Annotated in this window: 18 protein-coding genes; 10 read left to right on the top strand and 8 right to left on the bottom strand. The window is 74.2% G+C overall.

All coding sequences use genetic code 11. The annotated features are described in order from the left end of the window. The first annotated feature begins 114 nt into the window (after window positions 1-114). The 4 genes from FB467_RS07065 (at window position 115) to FB467_RS07050 (ending at window position 2,874) form a co-directional block, all read left to right on the top strand. Window positions 115-420, top strand: a complete 306-nt coding sequence (locus FB467_RS07065; RefSeq protein WP_141784469.1) for a hypothetical protein — start codon at window positions 115-117, stop codon at window positions 418-420. Continuing rightward, window positions 408-677, top strand: coding sequence for a hypothetical protein (locus tag FB467_RS07060; protein WP_141784468.1), 270 nt, complete (start codon window positions 408-410; stop codon window positions 675-677). Before FB467_RS07065 ends, FB467_RS07060 begins: the two co-directional genes overlap by 13 nt. 125 nt (window positions 678-802) lie before the next feature. Beyond that, window positions 803-1,519 (top strand): ABC transporter ATP-binding protein, encoded by a 717-nt coding sequence (locus FB467_RS07055; protein ID WP_141784467.1) that lies wholly within the window; start codon window positions 803-805, stop codon window positions 1,517-1,519. Then, window positions 1,516-2,874, top strand: a complete 1,359-nt coding sequence (locus FB467_RS07050; protein WP_141784466.1) for an FtsX-like permease family protein — start codon at window positions 1,516-1,518, stop codon at window positions 2,872-2,874. Before FB467_RS07055 ends, FB467_RS07050 begins: the two co-directional genes overlap by 4 nt. Before the next feature lie 124 nt (window positions 2,875-2,998). On the opposite strand, the gene FB467_RS07045 is transcribed toward FB467_RS07050, so the two are convergent. The 4 genes from FB467_RS07045 to FB467_RS07030 are packed head-to-tail and all read right to left on the bottom strand — an operon-like array spanning window position 2,999 to window position 6,336. Beyond that, entirely contained in the window at window positions 2,999-4,288 is a 1,290-nt protein-coding gene (locus FB467_RS07045; RefSeq protein WP_141784465.1) for an SIS domain-containing protein, read from the bottom strand. A 54-nt stretch (window positions 4,289-4,342) separates the two neighbouring features. Beyond that, the gene (locus FB467_RS07040) at window positions 4,343-4,549 is read right to left on the bottom strand and encodes a Trm112 family protein (RefSeq protein ID WP_141784464.1); all 207 of its coding nucleotides are present in this window, start codon (window positions 4,547-4,549) and stop codon (window positions 4,343-4,345) included. Then, complete coding sequence (locus FB467_RS07035; protein ID WP_141784463.1) at window positions 4,546-5,964, bottom strand: phosphomannomutase/phosphoglucomutase; 1,419 nt, start codon at window positions 5,962-5,964, stop codon at window positions 4,546-4,548. The genes FB467_RS07040 and FB467_RS07035 overlap by 4 nt, the downstream gene beginning before the upstream one ends. Window positions 5,965-5,973: 9 nt before the next feature. Beyond that, the gene (locus FB467_RS07030) at window positions 5,974-6,336 is read right to left on the bottom strand and encodes a DUF3499 domain-containing protein (protein WP_141784462.1); all 363 of its coding nucleotides are present in this window, start codon (window positions 6,334-6,336) and stop codon (window positions 5,974-5,976) included. Window positions 6,337-6,436: 100 nt separating this feature from the next. On the opposite strand from FB467_RS07030, the gene FB467_RS07025 reads away from it, so the two are divergent. Continuing rightward, a complete protein-coding gene (locus tag FB467_RS07025; protein WP_342354707.1) occupies window positions 6,437-6,832 on the top strand; it encodes a metallopeptidase family protein in 396 nt (131 codons plus the stop codon). Window positions 6,833-6,895: 63 nt separating this feature from the next. Here FB467_RS07025 and FB467_RS07020 read toward each other — a convergent pair whose 3' ends face one another. The 3 genes from FB467_RS07020 to FB467_RS07010 all read right to left on the bottom strand — a co-directional run bounded on the left by FB467_RS07020 (window position 6,896) and on the right by FB467_RS07010 (window position 12,126). After that, the gene (locus FB467_RS07020; protein WP_141784461.1) at window positions 6,896-8,620 is read right to left on the bottom strand and encodes a DUF5719 family protein; all 1,725 of its coding nucleotides are present in this window, start codon (window positions 8,618-8,620) and stop codon (window positions 6,896-6,898) included. Continuing rightward, on the bottom strand, window positions 8,617-11,751 hold the full coding sequence (locus FB467_RS07015; RefSeq protein ID WP_170230614.1) for a glycosyltransferase: 3,135 nt from the start codon (window positions 11,749-11,751) through the stop codon (window positions 8,617-8,619). The genes FB467_RS07020 and FB467_RS07015 overlap by 4 nt, the downstream gene beginning before the upstream one ends. 72 nt (window positions 11,752-11,823) lie before the next feature. Continuing rightward, the gene (locus FB467_RS07010; RefSeq protein ID WP_425325826.1) at window positions 11,824-12,126 is read right to left on the bottom strand and encodes a WhiB family transcriptional regulator; all 303 of its coding nucleotides are present in this window, start codon (window positions 12,124-12,126) and stop codon (window positions 11,824-11,826) included. A 78-nt stretch (window positions 12,127-12,204) separates the two neighbouring features. Between FB467_RS07010 and cofD the strand changes: the two genes are divergently transcribed. Next, window positions 12,205-13,230 carry a 2-phospho-L-lactate transferase gene (gene cofD, locus FB467_RS07005; RefSeq protein WP_141784458.1) on the top strand — a complete coding sequence of 342 codons (1,026 nt, stop codon included), beginning with the start codon at window positions 12,205-12,207 and terminating at the stop codon, window positions 13,228-13,230. After that, window positions 13,227-14,282, top strand: coding sequence for a coenzyme F420-0:L-glutamate ligase (locus tag FB467_RS07000; protein WP_141784457.1), 1,056 nt, complete (start codon window positions 13,227-13,229; stop codon window positions 14,280-14,282). Before cofD ends, FB467_RS07000 begins: the two co-directional genes overlap by 4 nt. Here FB467_RS07000 and FB467_RS06995 read toward each other — a convergent pair. After that, window positions 14,279-15,220, bottom strand: coding sequence for a DNA-3-methyladenine glycosylase family protein (locus FB467_RS06995; protein WP_228393503.1), 942 nt, complete (start codon window positions 15,218-15,220; stop codon window positions 14,279-14,281). The two genes, FB467_RS07000 and FB467_RS06995, sit on opposite strands and share 4 nt — an antisense overlap. A gap of 50 nt (window positions 15,221-15,270) precedes the next feature. Between FB467_RS06995 and FB467_RS06990 the strand changes: the two genes are divergently transcribed. The 3 genes from FB467_RS06990 to FB467_RS06980 are packed head-to-tail and all read left to right on the top strand — an operon-like array spanning window position 15,271 to window position 17,448. After that, complete coding sequence (locus FB467_RS06990; RefSeq protein WP_170230612.1) at window positions 15,271-15,990, top strand: TIGR03089 family protein; 720 nt, start codon at window positions 15,271-15,273, stop codon at window positions 15,988-15,990. Between the two features lie 23 nt (window positions 15,991-16,013). Continuing rightward, window positions 16,014-16,802, top strand: coding sequence for a CoA transferase subunit A (locus FB467_RS06985; RefSeq protein ID WP_141784455.1), 789 nt, complete (start codon window positions 16,014-16,016; stop codon window positions 16,800-16,802). 1 nt (window position 16,803) lies between these two features. Continuing rightward, window positions 16,804-17,448 carry a 3-oxoacid CoA-transferase subunit B gene (locus FB467_RS06980; RefSeq protein ID WP_141784454.1) on the top strand — a complete coding sequence of 215 codons (645 nt, stop codon included), beginning with the start codon at window positions 16,804-16,806 and terminating at the stop codon, window positions 17,446-17,448. Window positions 17,449-17,458: the final 10 nt, after the last annotated feature.

Genomic DNA, 17,458 nt, shown 5'->3' with positions numbered 1-17,458 from the left:
CGCCTCCACCTCCTCGTGTTGCGGTGCCCCCAGTATCGACCCGGCCCTCCGGGGCGGGACGGCCGGGTCGGGCGGGTGAGCGGGTCGGGCGACGGCACGGCATACGCTGTGCCGGTGCTGAGGCAGCCAGCTGACAACGACCCGGTGTACCAGCACCTGGAGGTCGACCGGGTCCGGGAGACCGTCCTCCGCCTGCACCGCCGCGCCGCGGCCCTGGCCGTGGTGGACGTCGTCGCGACCAGCCCCGGGCACGCCGTGGACTGGGTGCCGCTGGTCGAGAGCGGCATCAACAACGTGGTCTTCGTGGCGATCGCCGTGCTCTTCCTGTGGGAGCGCCCGAGCGGTCCCAGCGTGGCGAGACGCTCGCCCTGCTCTACCGGCTCCGCTCGCTGGCGCACGTGGTCGACATGCACCAGCTGACCAAGGAGCCGGAACGGTTCCGCGTCGGCTACCGCGCCACGGAGCAGAGCGAGCCGCACGACCTCACCGAGGACCAGTTGCACCACTACCTGGACTACTGCACCGAGCTGTTGTCGCTGGTCGCCAAGACCGCGGCGCTGTGCGCCGAGGACACCTCCGACGGGCGGGTGCTGGACACGGTGAGCAACGTGGAGACCCTCACCACGCACATGTCGGCCAAGATCTTCCAGAAGGTCGCGCTGCTCTCCCGGGGCTGAGCGCGGCTCACCCCTGGGTCGTATGCCGTGGGGCCGGTGCCCCGACCGCGGTCGCAGGCCCGCCCCGCCAGGTCGGTCCCCCGGTCCGACGCGCCGGGCCCCCCGCGCGGCGCACCCTGGATGACATGTTCACACCAGTACTCACCGCGCAGTCCCTCACCAAGACCTACGGCAGCACCGTGGCCCTGGCCGGGGTGTCCCTCCAGATCGGCGTGGCCGAGGCGGTCGCCGTGATGGGGGCCTCCGGGTCGGGCAAGACCACCCTGCTGCACTGCCTGGCCGGGATCATCACGCCGGACAACGGCACCGTCACCCTGCACGCCCCGCAAGGGCCCCAGCAGGTGCACCAACTCCCTCCGGAGGGACGTGCCAGGCTGCGTCGCGACCACTACGGCTTCGTCTTCCAGCAGGGGCTCCTGCTGCCCGAGCTCACCGCGGTGGAGAACGTCGCCCTTCCGCTGCTGCTGGGCGGCACCGAGCGCCGCGCCGCCGAGGCGGAGGCGGCCCGGTGGCTGCACCACCTGGGGCTCGCCGGCATGGAGGACCGTCGCCCCGGGCAGCTGTCCGGCGGCCAGGCCCAGCGGGTCGCCGTGGCCCGTGCCCAGGTGACCGGCCCCGCGGTGGTCTTCGCCGACGAGCCGACCGGTGCCCTGGACTCCCGCACCTCGGCCCAGGTCATGCAGGCCCTGCTGGACACCACCGTCGGGGCGGGTCGCAGCCTCGTCGTGGTCACCCACGACGAGCAGGTCGCCGCCGGGTGCCACCGGGTGGTCCGGCTGCGCGACGGCCTGGTCGTCCAGGAGCACGCCGGTGGCGCCCGTCCCGCGGAGGTGGTCGCATGAGGCCCGCCGCCCGGTTGACGCTGTTGCTCCTGCGTCGCGGCGGTGACACCGACCGCGGTGCGCTCCTGCTCCCCGTGGCCGCCTTCGGGGTGGTCACCGCGCTCATGCTCACGGTGCTGGGCGGCGCCCGGTTCTTCTTCACGATCCGGGGCCCGATGGCCGAGACCTACCAGAGCCTGGCCGCGCTCGCGGTGATCCTGTTGGTGATCCCGCTGCTCACCCTGTGCGGGTCGGCGGCCCGGCTGTCGGCCCGGCGCCGGGACGAGCACCTGTCGACGCTGCGCCTGCTCGGGGCCCCCACGAGCACGGTCACCTCGATGACCGTCCTGGAGTCCACCCTGCTGGCCGCCGCCGGCACCCTCGCCGGGGTCCTCGGCCACCTGCTGCTCGCACCGTTGGTCGGCCTGGTCTCCTTCCATGACAGCCGGCTCGGCGCCGGCAACGTCCTGCTGGGCGTCCCCGGCACCGTGCTCTGCGTCGTGGCGCTGGTCGTCATGGCCGCCGTCAGCTCGCTGGTCGGCCTGCGGACCGTGGTCGTCTCACCCCTCGGGGTCCGGACCCGGCAGGACGCCCCGCGGATGAGCCTCGTGCGGGTGGTGGCGATCCTGCTGGCCGTCGGGCTGGGGCTGGTGGCCGGCGACCAACTGGGAGACGCCCAGGACATCGTCGGCCTGGTGATCGGCCTCGTCGCGACCTTCGGGGTGACCATGGCGGTCCTCAACACCCTCGGGCCCTGGGTGCTGCGCACCATCGCCCGCCGCCAGGCCCGCACCGCCTCCGGACCGAAGTCGGCCGAGCGGCTGCTCGCCGCCCGCACCGTGCTGGACTCCCCCAAGGCGGCCTGGCGCCAGGTCAGCGGCGTCTCCCTGACTTCCTTCGTCGCCGTCTTCGCCGGGGTCGGTCTGGCGCTCAGCAACGGGATGGCGGGGACCGGCCCGATGGCCCGCGAGGACGCCATCATGCTGGTCGACCTGCGCACCGGGATCCTGTTGACCCTGGTGATCTCGTTCGTCACCGTCGCCGCCTCGGTCGCGGTGAACCAGTCCGCGGACATCCTGGACCGGCGCGACCTCTACGTGAGCCTGGACCGGATGGGGATGCCCCGCAGCCGGGTCGACACCGCCCGTCGTCGCGCCGTACTCTCCCCGCTGCGGGTCGTCTCGCTGGGCTCGGCCCTGGTGGCCGCCCTGCTGATCGCGCCCCTGTCGGGCATCGCGCTCCTCACCGACCCGCTCTCCGGGCTGGTCATCGCCGCCGCGCTCGCCGCCGGCATCGGCATCGTCTGGCTGTCCCTCCTGGCCACCGCCCCGCTGCTGACCCGCGTCACCGGCTCGACCGTCCGCACCGCCGACTGACGCTCGGCCGGCCCTGCAGGATTATCGGGTTACCCCGAAACCTGGCGCTATCGACCGGGAAGTTTCTCCTACGAAGCGCAGGATTACCGGGTGACCCGATAATCCTGCAGCCGCTCCGAGCCCCCTAACGGGTGCGGTCGCGCAGGTCCGCGACGTGCGGGGAGACCGAGGGGTCGAGGCCGAGGCCCAGGGCCAGGTAGGTGGCGGTGAAGTCGACCGTGGCGACGTGGTCGGCGAGCCGGGTGATCGGCTGGCCCGCCTCGGCCTGGGCCTCCATCACCCGCACCCCGGCCTCCCGGGCGGTGCTGAACACGGCGTCGGTCAGCGCCCGTCCCTCCTCCGACTCGCGGGTCGGCGGGGTCGCGGGGGCGTCCCGCAGCACGAGCAGCCCCAGCTGCGGCGGGGAGGGCCCGTCCAGGTAGGGGTCGGCGAAGATGTCGTCGCCGGGGTGCCCCTGCGGGCCGCGGGGCTCCTCCAGCAGGGGGCCGTCGGGGGTGTCGAAGTGCCGGGGTTCCCAGGTGCTGGTGTCGATGTCCCCCAGCCGGATCCGCGCGTTGTCATAGGTGCCGGGTCGGCGGCCGCCGATCCGGGTGTACGGCCCGTCGAAGCAGGCCACGATCTGGCTCGCCGCGTCCGGCAGCTCACCGAACGCCGCCGGGATGCGCGCGGTGCGGGCCAGCATCGAGGAGGCGCGGGCTGCCGCCACCCCACCCATCGGCCCGTCGCCCAGCACCATTGGCACCGTCTCGGCGAGCTGGACCGCCAGGAGCTTGGCCGGGTTCACGAAGCTCTCGGACGTCGGTCGGTAGGCCTCGGCCCGCTCGTCCAGCCGCCGCGCGACCTCGGTCATGGTCTCCGGCGTGCAGTCGATCAGGCCGATGGCGTCCGCCCCCAGCAGCGCGGGCGTGAGCAGTGTCCATAACGAGGTGCGCGAGTTCTCCCGGCCCCGGCCGATCCCCACGTGGACTCCTCGCGCCCGGTGGCACACCTCTGCCAGCGGCGAGTCGTCGGCACCGACGGTGAGCAGCGAGGCCCCTCGCCGGGCCGCCTCCGCGGCGACCGCCAGGGGCCCGGGCGCCCTGCCGGACAACGAGACCGCCACGACCAGGTCCAGGGGCCCCACCCAGCCGGGCAGCGGCAGGTTGCGGCGCGCCTGCACCGGCACCGGGGACCCCGGCTCGGCCAGCAGCTCCAGCACGTCGGCCACCAGCGCCGACCCGCCGAGCGCGGCGACCAGCACGGACCTGGGCCGGTCCTGCTCGGCGAGCCGGGTGAGCCCCGCCTCCTCGGTGAGCGTCACGCTCTCGCGCACCTGGGCACCGGCGGTGGCCAGCGCCCGCAGGGTCTGCCGGCTGTCCTTGCGCAGCAGTTCGTCCGGGTCGTCCAGCAGTGCTTCGTCGATGTATGGCGCCACGAGCGGCCTCGATCTCCAGCGGTGGTGGTCAGGTGGACGGTGGGACGGGTCCGGTCAGCGGGTCACCAGGACGGCCTCGTCGGCCAGCAGGACGGGAATCCCGGACCGGACGGCATACTGCCTCCGCTGCCCGGGCCCACCACAGTCCTCCGCGCACTCCAGCACCGGGGCACCGGTGTCGTCGACGACGTCCAGGAGTTCGTGCCGGCCCACGGGGCAGCGCAGGATCTGACGGACCCAGGGCTCCAGTTCGTTGCTCACGCCCGCACCATACCCAGCACCGTGTCCCGCACCCGCGTCATGGTCTCAGTGTCCACCGCCTCGACATTCAGCCGCAACAACGGCTCGGTGTTGCTCGGGCGCAGGCTCAACCACCACATCGGCTCGCCCGGTCCGGTCAGGATGAGGCCGTCGAGGGTGTCCACCCGCGCGCCCTGCTCCCGCCCCCAGGCCAGCACCCGCTCGGTGGCGGCCGCCACGTCGGCGACGGTGGAGTTGATCTCCCCGGACGCGACGTACGGGTCGTAGCCGGCGACCAGCTCGCTCAACGACCGGTCCTGCCCGCCGAGCGCGGCCAGCACGTGCAGCGCCGCCAGCATCCCGGTGTCGGCGAAGAAGAAGTCGCGGAAGTAGTAGTGCGCCGAGTGCTCCCCGCCGAACACCGCCTCGTGCTCGGCCATGACCGCCTTGATGTAGGAGTGCCCCACCCTGGTCCGCACCCCGGTGGCCCCCAGCTCGGCCACGGTCTCGGCGACGGCCCGCGAGCAGATCACGTTGTAGACGATCGCGACGTCCTCGGGCGACCGGCCGGCAGCGACCTCTCGGGCGACCTCCCGGGACGCGATCAGCGCGGTGATCGCACTCGGGGTCACCGGTTCCCCGCGTTCGTCCACGACGAAGCACCGGTCCGCGTCGCCGTCGAAGGCAAGTCCCAGGTCGGCCCCGTGCGCCGGCACGGCCGCCTGCAGGTCGCGCAGGTTCTCCGGCTCCAGCGGGTTGGCCTCGTGGTTGGGGAAGGTGCCGTCCAGCTCGAAGTACAGCGGGACCACCTCCAGCGGCAGCCCCTCGCGCTGCAGCACGGCCGGGGCGGTGAGGCCGGCCATCCCGTTGCCGGCATCGATGACGACCTTGAGCGGCCGTCCCCCGCGCAGGTCGACCAGCCCGTGCAGGAAGTCCCCGTATGCCGTGGTGAGGTCGGTCTCGGTGACCGTCCCCGGGGTCGCGGCGGCCGTGCCGCCGTGCAGGTGACCCCGGTCCAGCTGCCACTGCGCCAGGTCGCGCACCTCGGCGAGCCCGCTGTCCAGTCCCACCGGCCGCGCCCCGGCCCGGCACAGCTTGATCCCGTTGTACTCCGCCGGGTTGTGGCTCGCCGTGAACATCGCCCCCGGGAGCCCGAGGTGCCCGCTGGCGAAGTAGAGACCGTCGGTCGAGCACAGCCCGATGACGGTGACGTCGACCCCCGCCGCGGCGGCCCCGGCCGCGAAGGCACGGGACAGCTCCGGGGAGGACGGGCGCATGTCGTAGCCCACGACGATCCCGCTCGCCCCCTCGGGGAGGGCGACGACCTGGGCGAAGGAGGAACCCAGCGCCCGGCAGACGGACGCGTCGAGTTGCTCGGGGACCAGGCCCCGCACGTCATAGGCCTTGATGAAATCGGTCAACCGGACGGTGCTCACCCGCGGGTCCTAGGTGTCGCGCAGGACGCGCAGGTGACCGCGCCGCCCCGTCCCGGTGGCAACGTCCCCGTCCTGGTCCTCAGCGGGGCGGACACTGCCCGCGACCACGCCGGACCGGTACTCGCGGACCGCCTCGGCCAGGGCCACCAGGTCGTCGGTGGGCACGTCCTGGCCGTGCTCCAGGCGCACGACGTCCCACCCGCGGGGGGCGGTGAGCCGGGCGGCGTGCTGGTCGCACAGGTCGTAGGAGTGCGGCTCCGCGTAGGTGGCCAACGGACCCAGCACTGCCGTCTGCTCGGCGTAGACGTAGGTGAGCGTGGCCACGGCGCGGTTGCCGCACGCGGTCTTCGAGCAGTGGCGGGAAACGGTCACCCGAGCACTGTATGTCGTCCGGCCGCCGCGGGCGGTCAACCACGCCGCCGGGGGACCCAGCGGGCCGGACCGCCCGGTCACCCGGCGTAGGGTCGTGCCCGTGAGCGGGATACGTCGCCGGGACCGGCACGGACACGGGATGCGGGGGCCGTTGGCCTGGCCGCGGGTGCCGTTGATGACCTCGCGCGCCCGGGTGTTCGACGAGATGGTGCTGGACGCCGTGGCCTCCCTCGAGCGTCGGCTGGAGCGGCAGCTCGACGGCCTCGAGGTCGCCGTCGAGGACGTGCCGCCCTCGGACCCCTCACCCTGGGAGACGCGGGTGGCGCTGGGCCGGTTGTTCCCGGCGCAGGGCTCGCTGCCGACCCGGGTGGTGCTGTACCGCCGCCCGCTGGAGACCAGGGCGCAGGACCCTGCAGAACTGGCCGCGATGATCTACGAGGTGCTCGCCGAGCAGGTCGCCTCGATGCTCGGGATGGATCCCGAGGACCTGTTCTGAGGTCCTGAGGGACCGGCACCCAGAGGTTCCGGAGGGCCGGCGCCCAGGGGTGGTCGGACGGGGTCAGGGCAGCCAGGGCCTCACGTCGAGCAGGTCACGGGTCAACGGCAGGTCCTGCAGCGGGAGACCGGCGAGCATCGTGCCGCCCTCGGCCTCCACGTCGAAGGCCACGAGCGCGGCGTGCGGCGCACCGGAGACCGGGCGCACCCAGACACTCATCGCCTCCTCCGGCACCCGCACGGTCACGTTGCTCGCCTCGGGGACGGAGACCTCCTCGGTCGTGGTCCCGCCCTCGGCGTCGACGGTGACCACCTCGACCCGTGCGGGTTCGATGGCCGCGAGCACCAGTTGGGTGCGCACCGGGACCGTGTCGTGGTGGAAGACCGGGGCACCGGCGAGCTCGGTGACCGGCTCCGTCGCCGGGACCCAGGCCATCTCCGACGGGAGGTCCTCCCCGGACCGGCGCTCCATCCGGGCCGCGGCGGTCACCGGCTCGTCGCTGGTCACCTGCAGGGCCTGGGTGCCCTCCGGGAGGTCGGAGATGTCGATGTCGGCCACCGAGCCAGCGTCGACCACGGTCACGTCGTGCTCCACCCGGGTCGGCCCGTCCCCCGTCAGCGCCCGGACCTGCACGATGGCGTCGTTCTCCCCGGGCACGACGACCCGCAGCTGCGCGGAACCGGCGGCGAGGTCATGGGGCATCGGGACGGCCGGGACCAGCAGTTCCTCCGCCGGGGCCGCGGCCGGCACGGTGAGCTCCAGCCCCCGGTCGAGCGTCCCCTCCAGCCAGCGGTCGCCCAGCACCGCGGCCACCGGTCCGCCGGTGGACGTCACCCGGATGGCGGGCGTGGACTCCCCGGAGGCCAGCGCGTCGAGCAGCAGCACCCTGCGACCGTCGGGCGGGACCACGACGCCCTGTCCGCCGGGGGCGGGCAGCTCTCCCTCCGCACCGAACACCTGGACCCGCACGGTCACCGGGTTGGCGCCGGGGTTGGTCAGCACGATCCGTTCCACCCGGCCCGGTTCGTCGCCCCCGGCCAGCAGCCAGGACTCGGTCGTGGCCGGCAGGCACGGGGCGGCGGTGAGGCCGCGCCGTTCGGCGGCCTGGCTCAGGTGCCACTGCGCCCCCGTCGCACCCACCGCGAGGTCCCCGGTCGCCGTGATCCGGGCGGCCTCGGCGCCCTCGATGTCCTGGAGCAGCACGGCATCCCGCGCGGTCTCCCGCTGCGACGGCCCGTCGGGGATCAGGTCGAGGGTGAGCTGCCCGTCGGTGCCGGCGTCGAGTTCCTCGGGCAGCGCTGCCGGTGGCGCCACCCCGGCCAGCACCCGCACGACCATCCGCTGCTCCTGCACCGTGGGGTCGTCCAGACCGACCTGCTCGGGCCCGGGGCAGCTGAGCACCGTCTCGGTGACGCGGGGATCCGTGACGGTCACCGACACCGGCTCCGGGACGTCCGGTCCCAGGTAGTCGGACAGGTCCAGCCCACCGGGGATCCGGCCGGCACCCAGCACCAGGCCGGTCACCACCGCGCCGAACCCGAGGAAGGCCAGCACCTTCACCGCCGCACCCCGGCCGCGGCGCCGGACGGCCGGTGCCTCCCCGTCCGCCGTGGGGCGCCCTTCGCCGGACGCCGCCCCGGGGGCCGCGTCGCCGTCGGGGTCGGGCAGGTCATCCTGGATCCCGTCGTCCCCGTCGTCGTTCCCCTCCCAGGGTTCGGGTTCGGGACGCACCAGTTCCTCGGTGCGGATCGGGTCCTCGTCCGGTTCGTGCCGGCGGCGTCGGATCATCGGATGCTCCTGCTACGGGAACCCAGCGGTAGCGCCAGGAAGGCGGCGAGCACGGCGATCGCCAGGGTGACCAGGTGCCAGGTGGAGTCCTCGGCGACCGGCGCCACCGTGATCTCCCCGGCGCCCTGCGGCAGCGCGTAGGCGGGGGGCCAGGCCGTGGGGTCGGCCACCAGTTCGGCACCGTCCGCCGTCACGGTGACGTGGTCGGGCCAGTCGGCACCCTCGGACACCACCAGGGAGGTCCCGGCCGGCACGGCGGTGCCCGGCTCCGCGCCGTCGGTGCGGGCGTGGCCGCCGCTCACCGGCACCGTGGTGAGGGCGTCGCCGTCCGTGTCGCGGACCCAGATACGGGCCGGGGAGACGAGGTCCTCACCCTCGCCGATGGCGGCGACCCGCCACAGCACGAGGTCCTCGGAGCCACCCAGCCGGGTCAGTCCGGGCGTGCCGTCCAGGACCTCCACCAGGGCGTGGTCGGCGTCGGCCCGCAGCCCCACGAACCCGACGCCGAGGTCGTGCAGGTCCGCCAGCGTGCCGGCACCCTCCCCGTCCGCGCCGTCCGTGGATGCGGTCGACGGCTGGCCGACGAGGGCGTTGACCGTGGCGGCCAAGTGCTCCTCGCCGGGGCCGGCCGCAGGCACGGTGAGCCCGCTGACCTCACGGGCCCGGTCGCGGAGCCACAGCCCGGGCTCGCGCCCCTCGAGCCGGTAGGTGACGGAAGGGCCCTCGGGGGTGAGTTCCAAGATGCGCAGCGCGTCGCGGCCGCTGGCCTGTTCCGCCACGACCGCGGGGTGCGGCGGCGAGGCAACCGTCAACGAGGGGCCGGTCCCGCTCCATACGGTCGAGCCGAGCAGGCCCAGCCCGGCGACCACGGCGACGCCGGCGAGGACCGCCACGGTCGGGCGCCCCGCCCGGGACATCCGGCTGACCCGGTCCACCGAGAGGCCCGCGGCGAGCAGGGCGCAGGCACCGACCGCGCTGAGGTAGGTGCCCGGCCAGGCGGTGACGGCGGCCCCGGCTGCGCCGTGCCCCTCGGGCAGCGTCCCCAGCTCCAGCAGCGGCACGGCCAGGGCGGCCGCCAGGGAGAGGACCCCGCCGACCAGCAGCACCCCCGCGCGCCGACCGCGCTCCCCCCGACGGAAGATCCCCACCGCGGCCAGCACGAGCAGCGGGATGGTCCACCAGAGGGTCGGCGACTGGGCTCCCCCGGGATGCAGCAGGAGGGTCTGCCAGGGCTCGCTGGCGGGGTGGGTCGTGGTGGCCCCGGCGCCGCCCAGGACCAGCCGTGGGTCGCTCCACACCGTCTGCAGCCAGGGGCCGAGCAGCAGCCACGGCAGGGCGGCGAGCACCAGCCCGCGCGCCCGGCTCCACCCCGGACCCAGCACGAACAGGAACAGTCCGGCGACCGTGGCGAGGACGAGCAGGCCCGGCACGAACATGCCGAGGAGGCCGAGCAGCAGGGCGGTGCCGAAGGTGGCGGCGGTGCGCCTGGTGCCCTCGCCGCGCCGTGCCGCTGCCAGGAAGCCGGCGACGACGAGCGGCAGCAGGACGTGCGCCAGGACCGGGCCGACCCGGCCCTCCTCCACCCCGGCGGCCAGCGGCGGCAGTCCCGCCCACAGCAGGCCCGCCACCGCGCGCTGCCAGCGGCTGCGCAACACCGAGCGGGTGGCCAGGTAGGCCGTCACCACGGACAGCGGGAGCGCGGCGAAGAGCAGCCAGGTCGCGGTCACCGCGGCCGGGGAGCCGTCGCCGTCGACCCAGGGCAGCCACTCCACGAGCCGGGTCATCCCCGCCATGGGGAGCAGCCACGGCTCGTGCGGGACCGCGGAGCCCAGGCCCGGGCCGCGCCAGGTGAACCACCAGGACTCCCACAGGTCGCCGCCGTCGCTGGCCACCGGCCACAGGTCGCCGGCCGCGACCCCGGACCGGGAGAGGCTCAGGCCGGAGAGCACACCCCGCCACCAGGTGAGGCCCAGGACGACCCCCAGCAGGGTCACCAGCACCAGCGGCCAGCTCCAGACCCGGTACCCGAACCGGGCCGCCGCCAGCGACTGGGCGTCCTCGTCGACCGGTCCGCTCTCCCCGTCGCCCCCGGCCCGGCGGGCACCGGCGGCGCGGGGGGTGAGGGCGTCCTGCACCAGGTCGGAGGTGCCGCGCCAGGCGCTGGCCGAGGTGGGGAACAGCGTGGCCAGGTCCCGGCGGCGCACCGACGTGCGACCCCGGAAGCGCCAGCGGGCACCCAGTCCGCGCCAGGGGGTCAGGGCGCCCCGGACGTCGGCCAGCTCTCCGGCCGAGGCGGACGGGCGCTTGACCAGCAACAGCCCCAGCGCGGCCAGCAGGGAGGAGAGCACGACGCCGACCGCCCGGAAGGGCATGCTCCACCAAGAGCCGCGCGCGAGCGCCATCTGTCGGGTGCGGGTGCGCGTCCGGGTCGGGTTGACCACCCCCAGGCCCGCGCCGCCCTGGCGGACCACGGCGCCGGGCGCCACGAGCACCCGGTGACCCGCCAGGTGGCTGCGCCAGGACAGGTCGAGCCCCTCCACCCCGTCGCCGAAGGCCGGGTCCAGTCCCCCGAGTTCGCCGAACAGGTCGGCGCGGACGAGCATGCCGGCCACCGGGACGCCCAGCACGTCGCTGCGCTGGTCGAACTGTCCCTGGTCGAGCTGTCCGGCGACCGAGTCACCGGGGCGGCCGTTGCGGGTGACCGCCTGGCCGACCGCGACGAGGTGGCGGGGGTTCTGGGCCTGGACCAGTTTGGGGCCGACGATGCCGACACCGGTCGACCGGGTGGTCGCATCGATCAACTCGGCGAGCGCCTCGGGGTCCGGGAGCGAGTCGTCGTGCAACAGCCACCACCACCGGCCCTCCCCGGCATCCAGGTCGGCGGTGGCATCGGCCAGGACCGCCTGCAACGGAGGTTCGTCCGGACCGTCGAGGGGGTCGCGGACCAGGAGGCGCGCTCCGTCGCGGACGAGGGGGTGGTCGCGGGCCTGGGCGACCTCGGGGTCGTCGCGTTCCAGACCGGTGATGACGACGCGCTCCGGGCGCCGGGTCTGGGACGCGAGCGCGTCGAGCACGTGGGAGACGACCGGACCCCCCGGATGGGTCAGCAGCACGACGGTGACGTCGTGCACCGGCGCGCGACGACGATCACGCGCCAGACCTCGTGGTGACCCGGGCGTGGCAGACACTGGGTGTCGGGGCGCCTAGACGGCGCGCTTCTTCAGCTTGCGCCGCTCTCGCTCGGAGAGCCCGCCCCAGATGCCGAACCGCTCATCGTGGGCGAGGGCATACTCCAGGCACTCGGCGCGCACCTCGCACCCGACGCAGACCTTCTTGGCCTCGCGGGTGGATCCACCCTTCTCGGGGAAGAACGCCTCCGGGTCAGTCTGCGCGCACAGTGCGCGCTCCTGCCACGAGGCCTCCTCGTCCTCTTCGGTCGTGTTCAGGAATGTCAGCAGGTCCAGCTCGTGCACGGCTCCTCCTCGACCCTCCGGCACAAACAACATTGAGAGAATTACACGCGTGTCATGCCATTACGTCAACCCCGGCTCTGGTAAAGCGCCCTGACCTCCCACAATGGGGCCATGCAGATCACCGCAATCTCCGGTGGCGTCGGCGGCGCCCGCTTCCTGCGCGGCCTCGTGCACCACCTGGACCGTCGCGAGGGACCGGCCACGGACGCCGAGCCGCGCCTCACCGTCATCGGCAACACCGGCGACGACATCACGCTGTTCGGCCTGCGGGTCTGCCCGGACCTCGACTCGGTGCTCTACACCCTCGGCGGCGGGGTGGACGATGACCAGGGCTGGGGGCGCGACGGCGACACCCACGAGGTGATGACCGAACTCACCGCGCTCGGCGCCCAACCCGGGTGGTTCGGGCTCGGCGACCGGGACTTCGCCACCCACATCGCCCGGAGCCAGTGGTTGGGACAGGGCCGGTCGCTGAGCGAGGTCACCGCGCGGCTGGCCGCCCGCTGGGGGCTCCCCGACCAGGGGGTCCGCCTGCTGCCCGCCACCGACACCCCGATCGAGACCCACGTGGTCCTCGAGGACCCGGACCACCCGGCCGACGACGGCTCCCCCGGCGAGCGCGCGGTGCACTTCCAGCAGTGGTGGGTGCAGCAGCAGGCCGCCGTTCCCGCCAAGCGGTTCACCGTGGCCGGCCTCTCCGCGGCGACGCCGGCACCGGGCGTCCTGGAGGCGCTGCGCTCGGCCGACGTGATCCTGCTGCCGCCGAGCAACCCGGTCGTCTCCATCGGCATCGTGCTGGGCATCCCGGGGCTCCGGGACGCCCTCCGCGGCTCCCGGGCGCCCGTGGTGGGGGTCAGCCCCATCATCGGCGGGGCCCCCGTGCGCGGCCACGCGGACGCCTGCCTGGCGCCCCTCGGGGTCCCGGTGAGCGCGGCGGGCGTCGCCGGTCTCTACGCGGACTTCCTCGACGGGTGGCTCGTCGACACCGTCGACCGGGACCAGGCCGGTGCCCGCTACCCGGCGCGGGCCGTGGTGCACCACCGGGACCTGCGGATGCGGGACGTCGAGACGGCCGCCGAGATCGCCGCGGCGGCCCTCGACCTGGCCCTCGGCCTGCGCGCCGGCGGTGCGGCGTGAGCGGCCGGGCGGGGGCGGTGGAACTGGTCCCGGTCACCGGGATCGGCGAGATCCGCAGGGGCACCGACCTCGGCACGGTGATCCGGGACGCCCTCCGGGCGCTCGACCTGCGCCTGGCCGACGGTGACGTGCTGGTGGTCTCCAGCAAGATCGTCTCCAAGGCCCTGGGGATGCGGGAGTCGACCGACGACAAGCAGGCCCTGGTGCTCCGGCACAGCCACCGGATCGTGACCGAGCGCGAGACCCCGAACGGCGTGACGCGGGTGGTCCACGCCAAGGCCGGACCCGTCATGGTCGCCGCCGGGATCGACGCCTCCAACGTCGGGGACGAGGGTGGCTACCTGACGCTGCCGCACGACCCCGACCTCGCCGCGCGGTCGTTGTATGCCGAGTTGCTGGCCGCCTACGCACCCTCCCCCGTCCCCATGATCGGGATTGTGCTGAGCGACACCGCCGGCCGGCCCTGGCGGCTCGGACAGACCGATTTCGCGCTGGGGTCCTGCGGGGTCGCGGTCCTGGACGACCTCCGCGGAGGACAGGACGCCGACGGCCGGGACCTGACCGTCACCTCCCGCGCGGTGGCCGACGAGGTCGCCGCGGCGGCCGACCTGGTCAAGGGCAAGGTCGGCGGCATCCCGGTGGCGCTGGTCCGGGGGCTCCCCGACGGCACGGTCACCGACCCGGGTGCCCCGGGCGCCTCGTACCTGGTCCGCACGGGACCGGACGACTGGTTCGCCCACGGCGTGCAGGAGGCGGTCCGCGCGGCACTGGGCGTCGAGCCCGGGACGGCGGCGGCCGCGCAGATCGGGCTGCCCTCCGTGCTCCCCGAGGACGCCCGCACCCGGCTGGACCGGGCGGTGCGCCTGGCCCGGTTCGGCGAGCCGGAGGGCAGCACCGTCGAGGAGTCCCCGGACGACACCGGCCACCTGACGCTGCGGGTCTCCGGCCCGGACCCCGTGCCCGTGGGGCGGCTCGCCGCCCGGCTCGAGGTGGCGCTGCGCGCCGAACGGCTGGCGCCGCCGCAGGTTCGGGTGGAGGTGCGGGGCGGCTAGCGCACCGGCAGGTGTGCCCGCGGCGGCATCCGCGGCCCCCGTCGGGGACGCCGGTGCCCGGCCAGCTCGAGCAGCCGCTGCACCCGGTAGCGGTGGCCGGCATAGGGCGCCAGCAGTTCGGCGAGCTCCTCGTCGTCGACCGGGCTGCCGGTCAGCGCCCAGCCGATGTTGGCCGCCACGTGGTAGTCCCCGAAGCTGACCGCGTCGGCATCGCCCAGCGCCCGCTGCGCCGTCTCGGCCGCCGTCCACACCCCGACCCCGGTCACCCCGGTGAGGCGTTCCTGCGCGGCCGCCGGGGGCAGGTGCACCGCCTCCTCGAGCCGGTCCGCGACCGCGAGCACCCGCATCAGCGTGTCCGCCCGCTGCGGCGTGACCCCCAGGCGGGCCCACTCCCAGGAGGGGATCCTGCGCAGGGTCGCCACGGTCGGCGCCACCCACAACCCCATCGCCCGGCCCGGCCCCGGCGCCGGCTCGCCGAACCGGCGCACGAGGTGACGCTGCCCGGCGAACGCCTCCTGCCCGGTGACCTTCTGCTCGATCACGGCCGGGACCAGCGCCTCCAGCACCATCCCGGTGCGCGGCACGCGCCACCCCTGCCGCTGCGCCCAGGCCTGCGCGACCACCGGGTGGTGCGGCCGGAACCCCGTGGGGTCGTCCGTGGACCCCAGCATCTCGGGCAGCGCCCCGAGGACGTGTCCGGTCGCCTCCGGCGTCCCCCACGCCCGTCCCTCGACGGCACCGGCCGAACGGTCGGTGCGGACCTGCAGGGTGACCGGGCCGAGGGCGGTCCGCACCCCGCGCCACACGGTGTCGCCGTGCTGTTGCCAGGTCGGGTCACCGCCCCCGCGGCGCAGCGTGCCCCAGGTGGCGGTCAGGTCCACCGGACGTCCGGGAACCCACCGGGACCGTCGCATCACGGTGGGCTGATCGGACGACATGTCCACAGCCTGACACGCCCCGGTGACCGACCTGCGTTAGCGTCATGGTCGTGCACACGCCCGCCCAGGTCCTCGCGGACCTCCTGTCGGAGGACCCGACCCGGCCTGCCATCACCTTCTACGACGACACCCCCGGACCCACCCAGGGGGAACGCATCGAACTGTCCCGCAAGGTGCTGGACACCTGGGTCGCCAAGGCCGCCAACGCGCTGCAGGAGGGCCTGGACGTCGAGCCGGGGTCGGTCGTCCTGCTCGACCTGCCGGTGCCGCACTGGCGCTGGATCTACTGGTCGCTGGCGGTCTGGTCGGTCGGTGCCACGCTGACGCTGGACCGGCACGAGGGGGCCGACGTGCTCGTGACGGCCGAGCCCGACTCCCCGACCGCGGAGGACGCCGACGAGGTCATCGCGGTGTCCCTGCCAGCGCTGGCCCGCGAGTTCGCCGGCGACCTGCGCTCCGGGGTGATGGACGAGGCCAAGGAGCTGCCCAGCTACGGCGACAGCTTCACCGCGTGGGACGAGCCCGAGCCCGACGAGGCCGCGCTCATCCACGACGGCCAGCGGACGGCATACGAGTCCGTGGTGCCGGCAACCACCTGGGCCCCCGGCTGCCGGGTGCTGGTGACCGCCGCCTCGCCCCAGGCATTCCTGCACCACGTGCTGCACGCGTTCGCGGCCGGTGGGTCCGTCGTCGTGGTCCGTGGCTCGGAGCCCAATGCGGGGGACGACCGGATGCGCAGCGAGGGCGTGGACCTGACTGCCGACGGGTGATCGGCCCCCGCTAGTGTGCGGGCATGGACAAAGTGGTTGCATCAGCCTCCGAGGCAGTGGAGGGCATCAGCGACGGGATGACGCTGGCCGTGGGCGGCTTCGGGCTCTCCGGGGTCCCGTCGGTGCTCATCGCCGAGGTACTCGCCCGCGGCACCAAGGACCTGGAGGTCGTCAGCAACAACTGCGGTGTCGACGACTGGGGCCTGGGCATCCTGCTGAATGCCGGTCGGCTGCGCCGGATCATCGCCTCCTACGTCGGGGAGAACAAGGAGTTCGCCCGGCAGTACCTCGCCGGTGAGCTCGAGGTCGAACTCACCCCGCAGGGCACCCTCGCCGAGAAGCTGCGGGCCGGGGGGTCGGGGATCCCGGCGTTCTACACCGCCACCGGCGTCGGCAGCCAGATCAGCGAGGGCGGGATGCCCTGGAGGTACAACGCCGAGGGCGGCGTGGACATCGCCTCCCCGCCGAAGCACACCCAGGAGTTCGAGTTCAACGGGCAGACCCGCGAGTACGTGCTGGAGCACTCGATCGTCTCCGACTTCGGGCTGGTCCGGGCCGCGGTCGGCGACCGCCACGGCAACCTGGTCTTCAACAAGTCCGCCCGCAACTTCAACCCGCTGTGCGCCATGTCCGGCCGGATCACGGTCGCCGAGGTGGAGGAGCTGGTGGAGCCCGGCGAGATCGACCCCGACCGCGTCCACCTGCCCGGCATCTACGTCCAGCGGGTGCTGCCGTTGACCCCCGAGCAGGTCAGCGCCAAGCGCATCGAACGGCGGACCACGCGTCCCGCCCCGACCACCGAGGAGGCCTGAGATGGCTCTGTCCCGCGAGGAGATGGCGGCCCGCGCCGCCGAGGAACTGTCCGACGGCGACTACGTGAACCTCGGCATCGGCCTGCCGACCCTGGTGCCCAACTACGTCCCGGACGACGTGGAGCTGGTCCTGCAGTCCGAGAACGGCATCCTGGGCGTCGGCGCCTACCCGGTCGAGGGCACCGAGGAGGCCGACCTGATCAACGCCGGCAAGGAGACCGTCACGGTCCGCCCCGGCGCCTCGTTCTTCGACTCCGCCACGAGCTTCGGGATGATCCGGGGCGGCAAGGTCGACGCGGCGATCCTGGGCGCGATGCAGGTCTCCGTGGCCGGCGACATCGCCAACTGGACCATCCCCGGCAAGATGATCAAGGGGATGGGCGGCGCGATGGACCTGGTCCACGGCGCCAAGAAGGTCATCGTGCTGATGGAGCACGTGGCCAAGGACGGCTCCCACAAGATCGTCCAGGAGTGCTCGCTGCCGATCACCGGGCTGCAGGTGGTCCAGCGGATCATCACCGACCTGGCGGTCATCGACGTCACCGACGACGGCCTGGTGCTGCGCGAGCTGGCGCCCGGTGTCACGGTCGAGGAGGTCGTGGAGAAGACCGGTCCCGAGCTGACCGTCGCGCTCCAGGACGCCTGAGCACACTCTC

Origin of the sequence: Ornithinicoccus hortensis, from assembly GCF_006716185.1 — a bacterium.
Lineage (GTDB): Bacteria > Actinomycetota > Actinomycetes > Actinomycetales > Dermatophilaceae > Ornithinicoccus > Ornithinicoccus hortensis.
This window is presented reverse-complemented; position numbering and strand designations above follow the sequence as displayed.